Here is a 12,897-nt window from a genome sequence, read left to right on the forward strand (position 1 = left end):
CTTTTATTCGTATACGACAATCGAGGACAGCTGGATATTAGGATAACGGGATTTATTATGGACTGACTTTGTGCCTGTTGAGATAAAGGTAACTTTGTGCTCTCCTGCCGGTAAATCGCTCGTAACGTATAATACCCTATTCTTATGAATTGGCCACCAGGTCGAAATTCTTCTAACAAACTGATTATCTATATATACATCGATTTTTCCGCCTTGTTCATGTTTCAGTACTTTTACTCCAAGATTTGTACCGTTAAAGGGGTATGTGATGCGTGCGCCCTTTTCGTTAGCTATATAATAACCATTTTTTACTTGAAACAAATCATTTATCTCATTATACTGCGTAAATTCCTTTATTTTTAATTCTTTTGTATAGAGGATTGGCTCTTTTAAGACTGCAGCTTGCTTACCGTTTTCTAAACCTTTGGCGATTGCAGCTAAAATAGAATCAGCGTAAAGCTTATAGCCAAGTCCGTTTGGGTGGACGAAGTCAGCGGTTAGTTGGGCTATTGGATAAGCTGAATGTTGGAAGGGAATTCTCATATCAATATGATTGGCTTGATAATGATTAGAAAGTTTTTTGATTTTATTTGCAAACTGGTCCTGTTCTAGGCAGCTTTCTGTAATGGTTATGAGCTCTGCATCGGGGTATTTTGTTTTTATTTCTCGAATAAGGCCCTCGTAATAATAGGCGAATTGTTTTTCGTTCATATATTTTCGGTCATTTTCACCGAATATCAAGAAGACTAAATCCGTAGATGGAGGGGTTTTTGCTTTTTTAAACAAATAAAGTCCTTCATAGGCGGTTGCGCCGCTTTGGACTACGGAATGTCTTGTTAAATTAATTTGGTAGCTTTTTTTCATTTCTTTTTCCCATTGTGAAAACCAAGTGAGTGAGCGATTGACAACCCCAGCTCCCCGTCCGATGCTGTCTCCGACAATTAAATAATGAATATCATGTTTTTTTGCAATCTTTTCATAAACAGAACTGGTTTTGCTTTTGGCATGTTCATGATAGATAAGAAAAAACAAACTAAAGCAAATAGAGAATATCAGTATTAAGGCAGCGGTATTATTTCTGTTCTTGCTCATTAATATGCCCCCTCTGCAAATCATGATGATAGGTAAGAATTTAAGTGAACCCATTTACTCCTTAATGTTAGGATACCGTATGCGGACTAGGATTATCAGTCTTTTTCTTTTTAATTATGAAATAAGACTATTCTGATTTCCATTCGCTTTCGGTTCGAATTCTATTCATTTACAACTAGGCTGATGCACATACCGTTCATGTATTTAACGAATAGGTTATAAGGGAGAAGAATACCTAGACATGTTAAGGAGGGATTGGGATGCATTACGGACAATGTGATCCATGTTACCAAGGATATGGCTACCCTATTGGAGGGTTTTGTCATAATAACGGTTTTGCTTTAATTGTTGTGTTGTTTATTTTGTTAATTATCATTGGGGCATGCTGCTACGGAAGATAGAGATATTCTTAATCGCTTTTGCAGTGCGGAAAGAAGAAACAGGATAAGGATAAAAAGTGTAAAAAGAATCTAAAAGGTACCCTATAGAGTAGACAAATAAGACGTCTGCCAAAAGGGTACTTTTTTATTAGAGAAATTTTATCTTACTGCATATATTTATATGTAAACTTTTCTTACATAAATTTTCAGATATTATTGACAATAATGAAAAATCAGCGTAATATAAAGAATATCAAATAGATGTTAGGTTTTCTAACGTTAAATGTTAGATTTTCTAAGGTCGAACAGAAGGGAGATAATATGATGGATCCAATATTTTTAATGAACAGTTTGTGGGTCATGTTGGGGGCAATTTTAGTCGTATTTATGATTGGCGGGTTTATTCTACTTGAAGCAGGTTCAACAAGAATGAAAAATGCTGGACATATTGCTGGAAAAACCATTTTCACATTCGGTCTTGCATCTATCATTTATTGGGCAGTCGGTTATGGCTTTACATTTGGTGATAATGCGAATTTCTTTGTCGGTTTAAGTGATTTCTTTTATTCCGGAGCACAAATCGAAGATGCTAGTCTAGCAACTCCTGTATTCTTTGTTTTCCAGTTAGCTTTCGCTGGAATTTCTATTACGATAGCATTGGGTGGATTTGCAGAGCGGGCAAAATTCTCCGCATATGTAATCTTTACGATTCTTTTTGGAGCATTAATCTATCCGGTGATAGCACATTGGATTTGGGGCGGCGGCTGGTTAGCAGAACATGGAAAACAAGACTTTGCCGGTTCAACAGTGGTACATTTAACAGGTGCAATGGCAGCTTTAGCGGCGACGGTATTATTAAAACCTCGTATCGGAAAATATAATTCAGATGGTACTGCTAATAACCTGGCAGGACACAACCAAGTATATACAGCATTAGCCGTATTGATTCTTTGGGTAGGTTGGTTTGGTTTTAACGCAGGCAGTACTGTTGCGGTTGATGAAGGATTCTTCGGTTTTGTTGCATTGAATACCAATCTAGCAGCAGGAGCAGGGGCGGTTGCAGCAACGTTAATTTCTTGGGTCGTACTTGGTAAGCCGGATGTACCAACAATCTTGAACGGTGCATTAGCAGGACTTGTTGCCATTACTGCATCTTGCGCATTCGTAGATACATGGGGAGCAGTAGTCATTGGTTTTATTGCCGGAATCATTGTTTTTTATAGTTGTAGATTCTTTGAAAAGAAAAAAATTGATGATCCTATTTTTGCCTTATCTGTTCATGGTACAGCAGGTGTTTGGGGTACGCTGTCAACTGGTTTCTTTGCTACACCGGAACTTGCTTCAGTTGGGCTTCCTGGTTTATTCTACGGCGGAGGACTAGAGCAATTAGGTGTACAATTAATGGGGGTTGTGACTTCAGGGGCATATGCCTTTGCCGTTTCCTTTATTATTCTTTTTATTATGAAAAAACTAGTTGGTATTCGTGTAACGGAAGAGGAAGAAATCATGGGCTTGGATATGAGTGAGCATGGAAGCTACGGATATCCAGAACAATTTACAGCTAGTGAAACAAAGCTTCACTCATAAAAAAACAAAGGCCTCTTTATAGGAGGCTTTTGTTTTAGTTTCTAATAGGTTTTGTGTATGATTTTAATACTGTTCTTAATTAATTGAGGTGTGGATGATGGTAAAGAATTGTGATTCTTATGAATCAATACGGAAGTGGAAGGAAGCGAATGTTAACGAATACGCTGTTGACACTTTTTCCCTTAACCAGTTTCATGACTTAATCATGAACAGAGTATTTGAAGCAGCCATTAGTCGTTTAGATATTGGAAATCCTCCCTGTGATTTTTGTTGGTTTATTGCCGGAAGCGGTGGGAGACTAGAGCAGGGTTTTATCAGTGATCAAGATCATGGAATCATCTTTGATATATCAAGTAAGGAAAATGAAAAATATTTTTTAGAGCTTGGAAAGGAAATTTCATATGGGCTTTATGTTGTGGGTTATCCCTATTGCAAAGGGAAAATTATGAGTTCAAATCCCATGTGGTGTAAATCAATCGATGGCTGGCTAGAGCAGCTTTATTACTGGATGGAGGAGAGAAGCTTAGAATCTATACGTTATCTCCAAATTTTTTATGATGCAAGGTGTTTATATGGGAAGGGACAATTTGTAAGACAATTGAAGGCGTTTATTTTTGAGTATCAAAGACAGAATCCTGTTCTTTTAAAGCGATTCATGGAAAATGTTATGCGTATTAAAAATTCCATTGGACCTCTTGGCCAAATTATTACTATTGTTTATGGAAAATATCAGGATTGTATTGATTTGAAGTATTCAGCCTTTCTTCCATATGTGAATGCGATTCGATTATTAGCTATAAAGGAAGGCTTGTATGTAACTTCTACTCTAGACAGAATAGAGGTTTTATTGCAACGCAATCATTATACTGAAGATCTATTTAGCAGTAAGGCCCATTTTCAAAAATTATTAGATTACCGGCTTTTTATAGTAAAAGGCAATTCATATGAAGATACTCATTTTTTGAATGTAAGAAATATAGGGAAAAAGGATAAAAAAGAACTGAAACAAATTCTGAAGGATGGTAAAAGACTTCATCAGTATGTCAGAGGAATAATTGAAAAAAAGATAGGAGGTTAAATATGGCATTTGAACCATTTTTTCATTTTATGAGAGGAATAAAGGGAAGGATGCAGGGCACCGGATTAGGAAGTGCTTATGGAGGACAAGATCTTCAACAAATAGCCTACGTCAGAAACCTCCAAAAGGAAATGAAACAAAGTGATGCGCTGTATGAACCATTAAATCAATTAAAAGTTGTCATCTTTGATATTGAAACGACAGGTTTTTTTCCTGAGCAGGGCGATGAAATTATTTCAATTGGAGCGGTAAAAATGGTTGGTGCCACCATTTGCGAGGACACATTTTATTCCCTCATTCGATGTGAGAAAGAACTATCAGAAAAAATTGAACAATTAACAGGATTAAACTCTGAGCAATTAAAAGAAGCGCCTGCATTAGCCGATGTTATGGCGCAATTTTACCACTTTGCAAAAGACTCTACTCTTGTAGCCCACCATGCGAAACATGAAAAAAGCTTTTTGCAGAGTGTAAATTGGAAGCTTTTTCGAACACCATTTAAATATCGAATAGTTGACACCTCTTTTCTTTATCGAATTGCGGAACCAGAATGTCGTTTCAATAGATTGGAAGAATTATGTGAATATAATCGAATTCCGGTTGTTGACCGTCATCATGCCTTAGGAGATGCAAAACTAGCAGCAGAACTGTGGCGTATTTATATCCAAAAGGTCCAGGATTCTGGCTGCAACACCTTACAAGATGTTTATCATCGGATGGCAAAACAAAGCTAGGGCAGGGTTTCTATTGGTCCTTAAGCTTTTTCTTTTCAGGTAACAAAGATATTAAGAAAGATTTCAGTCTATTATTCATACAATTTAGTAATTGATACAAAAATGTTTTTTCTTTTTGAAGACATGGAGAGTGAGAGGATGAAGCAATCATATTTAATTAAGCCAATACTGGATGAAGATTATCCAATTATTGATTTTGGCAAGGGGGTTTACTTATATGATATTGAGTTTAAGGAATATTTAGATGCCTCCTCAGGTGCTGTTACTGCAAACATCGGTCACGGTGTAAAAGAAATTATTAAAGCGATGAAAAGGCAGGCTAGTAAAATTTCGTTTGTCTATCGTTCACAATTTACAAGTGAGCCTGCCGAACAACTTGCCCAAAAGATTGCTGAGATGGCTGTTGGTGATTTAAATTGGAGCTTCTTTGTCAACAGTGGTTCAGAAGCAACGGAGACAGCGATGAAAGTGGCCATACAGTATTGGCAGGAAAAAGGATTAAAAACAAAAACAAAAATTCTTTCCCGCTGGGTAAGTTATCATGGAATCACTTTAGGTGCTTTATCGATGTCAGGCCATGCCGCAAGAAGGGCAAGATTTACTCCACTCCTTGAAGATTTTCCTACTATCCATCCTCCTTATTGTTATCGATGTCCATTTAATCAAACTGTCCCGGGGTGCGGCTATCTTTGTGCCCAAGAGCTAGAAACAGCAATCACACGCATTGGGGCAGAGCATATCGCGGCTTTCATTGCTGAACCAGTCATTGGTGCGGCAGGCGGAGCCATTTCTCCACCGGAACACTACTATCAATTAATAAAAGAAATATGTGATCGCCATCAAATTCTTTTTATTGCGGACGAAGTGATGACTGGTTTCGGTCGTACAGGAACCATGCTTGCCTGTGAACATTGGGGTGTCGTCCCTGATATTGTCGCGCTTGGAAAAGGCATGGGAGCTGGGTATGCTCCTATTGCTGCTGCGCTTGTCAGTGACCGTGTCATGGAGCCCATTCTATCTGGCTCAAAAGTAGTTATGAGCGGGCACACCTTAAGTGCAAATCCTCAGAGTTGTGCGGTTTCGCTTGCGGTGATTAACTATCTTGAACAAAACAATATTATGAAAATGGTTTCCGAAAAAAGTGCTTATTTGTTTACCAAACTGCAAAAATTGAAATTTCAGTTCCCCTTTATTGGTGATGTGAGGGGGCTGGGGTTGTTAATTGGAATAGAATTTGTCCAGGATGTTCAGACGAAAACACCTTTTCCAAGATCAGCCTCTTTTACACAAAAGGTTATAAAGACTGCAATGAAAAATGGCTTATTATTATATCCTGCCGGTGCAGGAATGGACGGAATCAATGGGGATGCAATTATTATCTCTCCACCGTTAACGATTACCAATGATGAAATGGACGAATTAATTGAAAGACTGACAATTACTTGTCAGGAGCTATTTGAATCCATCCAAAAAGGAGGTCCAGTTGATGGATAATCCTTTTGGAAAAATAACTGATATCAAGAATGTGATGACTTATTTTGAAAACGGAATGACGATTATGTTTGGTGGATTTGGTGGTGTTGGATCACCGCCCAGTATTATCGATGCGATGGTTCAAAAGGGTTTGTGCCATTTAACATTAATTGGAAATGATGCCGGTTTTCCTCAAATAGGAATGGGGAAAGTCGTTTCAAGAGGAATGGCGGAACGCCTCATTGTTTCTCATATTGGATCGAATCCTATTGCTGGGAAACTTATGACAGATGGAAAGTTACTTGTTGAGTTCTCCCCTCAAGGTACACTTGTAGAACGAATCCGGGCGGGTGGAGTGGGGATTGCTGCTATTCTTACAGATGTTGGAATGGATAATGAAATGGTAGCTGGGAAGAAACAAATTTGCATGGTTGATGGCAAACCCTACTTAGTTGAATCGGCACTGACGGCGGAAGTGTCGATTGTTTATGCGAAAAAAGCAGACCCCTTTGGAAATCTAATCTATGACAAAAGTGCACGCAATACGAATCCTCTAGTTGCAATGGCAGGGGACCTTACCATTGCAGAAGTTGAGGAAATTGTCCCACTGGGAAGTCTTGATCCTAATGAAATTATTACACCTGGTGTATTCGTTGATTATATCGTCCCGTCAAGGGGGGTGAATTGGAAATGGGCTTGGCAATAAATATAAGAAATCAAATGGCAAAGAGAGCAGCTTCTGAAATCAAAACTGGGATGGTTGTTAATTTAGGAATCGGGATTCCTTCGCTTGTTCCTAATCATCTTACTGGGGATATTCAAGTGATGTTTCATGCTGAAAACGGAGTAGTTGGTATGGGAGCAAGTCCAAAGAAAGGCAAGGAGGATGAAAATCTCTGCAATGCCGGCGGACTTCCAGTTACCATTATTGATGGTGCATCATATTGCGACAGTGCGGTTGCATTCGCGATGATTCGCCGTGGAAGGGTTGATTTAACCATTCTCGGAGCATTACAGGTCAGTGAAAAAGGTGATTTGGCTAATTGGATTGTACCGGGCCAAAAGATTCCAGGCATGGGTGGTGCTATGGAACTAGCCCAAAAAACGAGGAAGGTCATTGTAGTTATGAGTCATACGGATTCAAAAGGCCGATCAAAGATTGTCCCACACTGTACATTGCCATTAACATCTGCAGGCTGTGTCGATATGATCATAACAGATATGGCCGTTTTCGAAGTGAGTAGGGAAGGACTTGTCCTGCGAGAGTATTTTGCCGGTTATACCATTGATAGGATTAAAAGTATGACAGATTGTCAGTTTGCGATTCACAAAGAGCTTAGTGTAATTCCAATAGAACCGAAAACGACCTAAGTAAAGGAGGAATCCTATGGAAAAGCTTGAGGATGCCATTAAAAAGTGGCTTACAGCAAATCGGACAACCGGAACTCTTTTTTTACAAAGGCTTGTTCAGGAGCGAAGCATCAGGGGGGAAGAAAGCAAAGCACAGGCCATAATCATTGAGAAATTGCGTCAAATCGGTCTGCAGCTTGATATTTGGGAAATTGGCAGCAAGGAATTGACCAGTCATCCGATATTCAGCAGTGATCGAAAGGAATTTAGAGGGAATCCAAATGTAGTTGGCATTTGGAAAGGGGCTGGTAATGGAAGATCAATGATACTGAACGGTCATATCGATGTAGTGCCTGAAGGGGATTTAGATGAATGGGAGAATGATCCCTATAGCGGCACCATTCGGGATGGAAAGCTTTATGGACGAGGTGCAACTGATATGAAGGGAGGGACCGTTTCGCTTCTTTTAGCAATTGAAGCGATTAAGAACTGCGGTATTAAGTTAAAAGGCGATGTTATTTTTCAAAGTGTCATTGAAGAAGAAAGTGGCGGGGCTGGAACACTTGCAGCTGTGTTACGGGGTTATAAAGCAGATGGAGCAATCATCCCTGAGCCGACAAATATGAAGTTGTTTCCGAAACAACAAGGATCCATGTGGTTTAGGATTAAAGTAAAGGGACGCTCTGCTCATGGCGGTACAAGATATGAAGGAGTCAGCGCAATTGAGAAAATGATATTTTTGATTAAAGAGCTGCAGAAGCTGGAAATGTCCCGGAATCTAAAAGTAAATGATCCTCTTTATGAGGAAACACCGATTCCTATTCCAATCAATATTGGAAAATTTTATAGCGGCCAGTGGCCTTCATCTGTTCCCGATGTGGCGGTTATTGAAGGAAGAATGGGTGTCGCACCGAATGAAACGATGGAGAATGCTGAAAAAGAAATGGAAGCTTGTTTAGCTAAATTGGCTAAGAAGGATTTGTGGTTTGCTGAAAATCCTCCTGTAATTGAGTGGTTTGGCGGAAGATGGCAGCCAGGCAGCCTTGATACGAGTCATACATTAATCCAATCCGTTTCTCGTTCTTTTCAAAAAATAAAAGGCACAGAACCAGTTATCGAGGCATCACCTTGGGGGACAGATGGAGGAATTTTGTCAAGTACTGGACAGACGCCGGTTGTTGTGTTTGGACCGGGTGTAACAGAGGCTGCTCATGACATTAATGAATATATTGTGTTAGATGATGTGTTTGAAGCAGCGGAAGTCATTGCTTTAACACTTTTAGATTGGTGTGGTGTTGAAAATAAAGGAGGGGAGAATCATCGGCGCAATTAAAATGGTCACGCCTGTTCCAGGACCTAAAGCTAGAGAGTTGTTAGAAAAAAAGCTCGAACATGTGCCAAGGGGCCCCTTTAATGTAGTGCCAACCTTTGTAGCAAAAGCGGAAGGTGCATTAGTCACAGACGTAGATGGAAATACATTTATCGATTTTGCAGGTGCAATAGGAACCTTAAATGTCGGTCATAGGCCAATCGGGGTTGTAGATGCATTACATCATCAAATTGATCAGTATCTTCATACCTGTTTCCATGTCATGATGTATGAACCCTACATTCAATTAGCTGAGAAATTAAATGAGATAACACCGGGCGATCATAAAAAGAAAACCTTTTTTCTATCAAGCGGTGCAGAAGCAGTAGAAAATGCAGTGAAGATTGCAAGAAAATATACGGGAAGAAAAGGAATTATTTCATTTGAACGGGGATTCCATGGCAGGACCTTTATGTCCATGTCTTTAACTAGTAAGGTAAAGCCGTACAAATTTGAGTTTGGACCCTTTGCTCCAGAGACATACAAATGGCCCTATCCTTATTATTTTCATTCTTCGCTAACGCCACGGGAATTAGATGATAGTCTAATTAAGCAGTTTCAGACCTTTTTCCTTAGTGAGGTGCCTCCAGAGGAAATAGCAGCCATTATTATGGAGCCTGTTCAAGGGGAAGGTGGATTTGTTATTCCCTCTGCTTATTTTGTTCAGCAGGTGAAAGCTATTTGTGAAAAATATAATATATTGTTTATTGCAGATGAAATTCAAACTGGTTTTGGGAGAACAGGGAAGATGTTTGCTATTGAGCATTTTGGGGTTATACCGGACATTATCACCATGTCTAAATCGCTTGGGGCCGGCCTTCCAATAAGCGCGGTTACAGCGAAGGCAGAAATCATTGATGCTCCAAATCCAGGAGAAATCGGGGGGACCTATGGGGGAAGCCCGTTAGGCTGTGTGGCTGCTGTAAAGGTAATTGACATGATCCAAGACAATGATTTGCTATTAAGGTCGCGTGAAATCGGAAACGCTTTCAAACGGCATTTTGACCTATTGCAGGCACGTTGTGAAAAAATAGGTGAAGTCAGGCAGCTTGGAGCGATGTGTGCCATTGAATTTATTAAAGACAGATTATCGAAAGAACCAAATAAACAATTGGTGACTGAAATTTTGACAAAAGCTCATCAAAAAGGCCTTATTATCATGAGTGCAGGGCTCTACGGGAATATCATTCGTCTTCTCATGCCGCTTGTTATATCAGACGAACAGCTCCAGGAAGGATTTGATGTTCTAGAAGAGACGATTCTTGAATGCTGCCGGAATTAGGTGTTCGTTTTTAGGTCATTCGACAAAAAACAGCAACTGTAATAAACTGAAAGGGATTTAGAAAAATGGATGCGGCTGACTTCAGAATAGAGGAGTCGGTCTTCTTTCTCTACTAGAAAGGAAGAATAAGAATGGAAGAAGCATATGTGCAGAGGATAACAAATGAACATTATTATATGGATGTATTCATTGATCTGTATAATAAACGATTGAGAATTGAAGACTATCACGGCGATGTATATAAGATTATAGATAAAGCGATCGAGATGTCTAATCAACATAAGGCAGAAAAACTAATATTTATTGGCAGAAAAGAACATTTCTCCTTATTGATTGAACATGCTTTTCAATGTGAGGCGATGGTTGACCACTTTTACCGTGGCTCAGACGCCTACTATTTTACAAAATACTTCACAATTAATCGTAAAAAAAGCGACCATTGGCTGATGGAGGATGGCATTATTACCAATGTCAGTAAACTCGAACGGAGTAAAATGATACAGCCTATCCCATCTGGCTATGTATTGAGTAAAATAGTGGAAAGTGATGCAGAGCAGCTGGCAAAACTATATAAAGAGGTATTTAGGATATATCCGACTCCACTTCATGATCCGGAATATATTAAGAAAACAATCGAACAAGGAACCATTTATTTCGGCTTCTTCTTTGAAGGACAAATAGTAAGCGCTGCATCTGCAGAAATAAATACTCAATACGATAATGCGGAGCTTACGGATTGTGCGACATTATCGACTCACCGCAAATTCGGTCTCATGAAATTTTTATTAGAGAAATTAGAAGCGGAATTAAGGAACCAAGGCGTTTTCTGTGCTTATTCTATTGCCCGGGCACAATCGTTCGGAATGAATGCGGTTTTGTATCAGCTTGGCTATTCGTATAGGGGAAGATTAATCAATAACTGTTTTATTTTTGATAATCTAGAAAATATGAATATGTGGGTTAAGGATCTTTCTAGGTGAATACTAGCTGCTAAAATTTAGGCACCCTTTTGACAAGTATTCGGCATAGGCTCATAGGATAAGTATCAAGGGGCGGTGAGAATATTTGAAAAAGGAAAATATAATCTCTAAGGAAATTCTGTCAGCTATTTTACAAGGAATCGATGAAGGGATTCATGCCGTTAATTTATCAGGTGAAACCATCTTTTATAATGAGATTGCCGCAGCGCATGATGGGTTGAGCGTCGATGAGGTGATTGGGAAATCTATTTTAGAGGTTTTTCCGTCGCTTTCGAGACATTCAAGTACACTCTTAAAGGTCATCCTAACAAAAGAACCTATTTATAATCAGCAGCAAAGCTATGTAAATCTTCATGGTAAAAAAATTGAAACGATTAATACTACTCTGCCCATATTTATCGACGATGAGCTTGTAGGTGCGGTTGAGATTGCCAAGGATTATTCTCGTTTGAAAAGGCTGTCGGAAAAGCTTCTTGATCTGCACCAGAAAATTCAACAAAAAGATGGGAGAAAAATAGTTTCAAAGAGTGGCGCTTCCTATCGGTTTACGAGCTTAAAAAGCAATAACCCGGAGTTTATTCGTATCATAGATGAAGGAGAAAAATTAGCAAAGTCGAATTCTCCTATTCTCGTTTATGGTGAAAGCGGAACGGGAAAAGAACTTTTTGTTCATGGGGTACATCAGGCTTCATTCAGATACCGCGGTCCATTTATTGTCCAGAACTGTGCTGCCATTCCAGAAGCCTTGCTCGAGGGTTTGTTGTTTGGGACCTCAAAAGGCAGTTATACGGGAGCAATTGAAAGGCCAGGGTTATTTGAATTAGCAGACGGGGGCACCTTGTTTCTTGACGAAATTCATGCGATGCCAATTGAACTGCAGGCAAAGCTATTACGAGTTCTTGAGGATGGAATCATTCGAAGGGTTGGAAGTACAAAGCTCCACCAGGTGAATGTCAGGGTAGTCGCAGCGATGAATATTTCGCCAAACGAAGCGCTAGAATCGAGAATGCTTAGGCCGGATCTCTTTTATCGCTTGAATGTTTTGATGGTTAGGCTGCCTTCGCTCCGAGAACGTAAGGAGGATATTCCCTTTTTAACGGATTATTTTATCACTATTCAAAATGATGAATTGCAAAAAAATGTAACAGAGGTTGATCAAAAAGTACGGAATTTATTTATGTCCTATTCCTGGCCTGGAAATGTACGCGAGTTAAAAAATGCTGTCGAGTATATGATGAATGTTTGTGAAGGTAAAGTCCTGACTGAGACAGAGCTGCCCATGATGTTAAAACAGAAAAATAAGGATTCGCTATTAGGGGCAGATATCAACGAGCTGTCATTAAGGGAAAATCTTGAGCGGTATGAACGAAATCTAATTGAAAAGGCCATGTTACGTAGTGAAGGGAATATTCAAAAAGCGGCAAAGCTGCTTTGTATTCCGCGGCAGACCCTTCAGTATAAATTAAAAAAGAAGGGGTAGTTGGATAGTGAATATTTTTCAAAAGGATTAAGCTGCCGAAGATTCGGCATATGTTTGATAAGTAAATCTTCCGAAGAACGAGAAAACAAGAA

General features: G+C 39.3%; 12 protein-coding genes. 11 read left to right on the plus strand and 1 reads right to left on the minus strand.

Features of this window, described 5'->3' with window-relative positions; all coding sequences use genetic code 11:
- Positions 1 to 3: 3 nt before the first annotated feature.
- On the minus strand, positions 4 to 1,092 hold the full coding sequence (locus F4V44_RS17100; RefSeq protein ID WP_191090736.1) for an SGNH/GDSL hydrolase family protein: 1,089 nt from the start codon (positions 1,090 to 1,092) through the stop codon (positions 4 to 6).
- A 260-nt stretch (positions 1,093 to 1,352) separates the two neighbouring features.
- Here F4V44_RS17100 and F4V44_RS17105 point away from each other — a divergent pair, with 260 nt between their 5' ends.
- The 11 genes from F4V44_RS17105 (at position 1,353) to F4V44_RS17155 (ending at position 12,805) form a co-directional block, all read left to right on the plus strand.
- Positions 1,353 to 1,493: a YjcZ family sporulation protein gene (locus F4V44_RS17105; RefSeq protein ID WP_150441229.1), complete on the plus strand. Its 141-nt coding sequence runs from the start codon at positions 1,353 to 1,355 to the stop codon at positions 1,491 to 1,493.
- 303 nt (positions 1,494 to 1,796) lie between these two features.
- Positions 1,797 to 3,059, plus strand: coding sequence for an ammonium transporter (locus F4V44_RS17110; protein ID WP_150441368.1), 1,263 nt, complete (start codon positions 1,797 to 1,799; stop codon positions 3,057 to 3,059).
- A gap of 94 nt (positions 3,060 to 3,153) precedes the next feature.
- Complete coding sequence (locus tag F4V44_RS17115) at positions 3,154 to 4,137, plus strand: DUF294 nucleotidyltransferase-like domain-containing protein (protein WP_223881941.1); 984 nt, start codon at positions 3,154 to 3,156, stop codon at positions 4,135 to 4,137.
- Positions 4,138 to 4,139: 2 nt separating this feature from the next.
- The gene (locus tag F4V44_RS17120) at positions 4,140 to 4,871 is read left to right on the plus strand and encodes an exonuclease domain-containing protein (protein ID WP_150441230.1); all 732 of its coding nucleotides are present in this window, start codon (positions 4,140 to 4,142) and stop codon (positions 4,869 to 4,871) included.
- A 138-nt stretch (positions 4,872 to 5,009) separates the two neighbouring features.
- Positions 5,010 to 6,365: an aspartate aminotransferase family protein gene (locus F4V44_RS17125; protein ID WP_150441231.1), complete on the plus strand. Its 1,356-nt coding sequence runs from the start codon at positions 5,010 to 5,012 to the stop codon at positions 6,363 to 6,365.
- Positions 6,358 to 7,050: a CoA transferase subunit A gene (locus F4V44_RS17130; protein WP_150441232.1), complete on the plus strand. Its 693-nt coding sequence runs from the start codon at positions 6,358 to 6,360 to the stop codon at positions 7,048 to 7,050. The genes F4V44_RS17125 and F4V44_RS17130 overlap by 8 nt, the downstream gene beginning before the upstream one ends.
- Positions 7,035 to 7,715 (plus strand): 3-oxoacid CoA-transferase subunit B, encoded by a 681-nt coding sequence (locus tag F4V44_RS17135; RefSeq protein ID WP_150441233.1) that lies wholly within the window; start codon positions 7,035 to 7,037, stop codon positions 7,713 to 7,715. The genes F4V44_RS17130 and F4V44_RS17135 overlap by 16 nt, the downstream gene beginning before the upstream one ends.
- 16 nt (positions 7,716 to 7,731) lie before the next feature.
- A complete protein-coding gene (locus F4V44_RS17140; RefSeq protein WP_150441234.1) occupies positions 7,732 to 9,027 on the plus strand; it encodes a peptidase in 1,296 nt (431 codons plus the stop codon).
- Between the two features lies 1 nt (position 9,028).
- Positions 9,029 to 10,345, plus strand: a complete 1,317-nt coding sequence (gabT, locus tag F4V44_RS17145; protein WP_150441370.1) for a 4-aminobutyrate--2-oxoglutarate transaminase — start codon at positions 9,029 to 9,031, stop codon at positions 10,343 to 10,345.
- 131 nt (positions 10,346 to 10,476) lie between these two features.
- Positions 10,477 to 11,325 carry a putative beta-lysine N-acetyltransferase gene (gene ablB, locus F4V44_RS17150; protein WP_150441235.1) on the plus strand — a complete coding sequence of 283 codons (849 nt, stop codon included), beginning with the start codon at positions 10,477 to 10,479 and terminating at the stop codon, positions 11,323 to 11,325.
- An 85-nt stretch (positions 11,326 to 11,410) separates the two neighbouring features.
- Positions 11,411 to 12,805 (plus strand): sigma-54 interaction domain-containing protein, encoded by a 1,395-nt coding sequence (locus F4V44_RS17155; RefSeq protein WP_150441236.1) that lies wholly within the window; start codon positions 11,411 to 11,413, stop codon positions 12,803 to 12,805.
- The last annotated feature ends 92 nt before the right edge of the window (positions 12,806 to 12,897 follow it).

Origin of the sequence: Niallia endozanthoxylica (genome assembly GCF_008710145.1) — a bacterium.
GTDB lineage: Bacteria > Bacillota > Bacilli > Bacillales > Cytobacillaceae > Bacillus_BD > Bacillus_BD endozanthoxylica.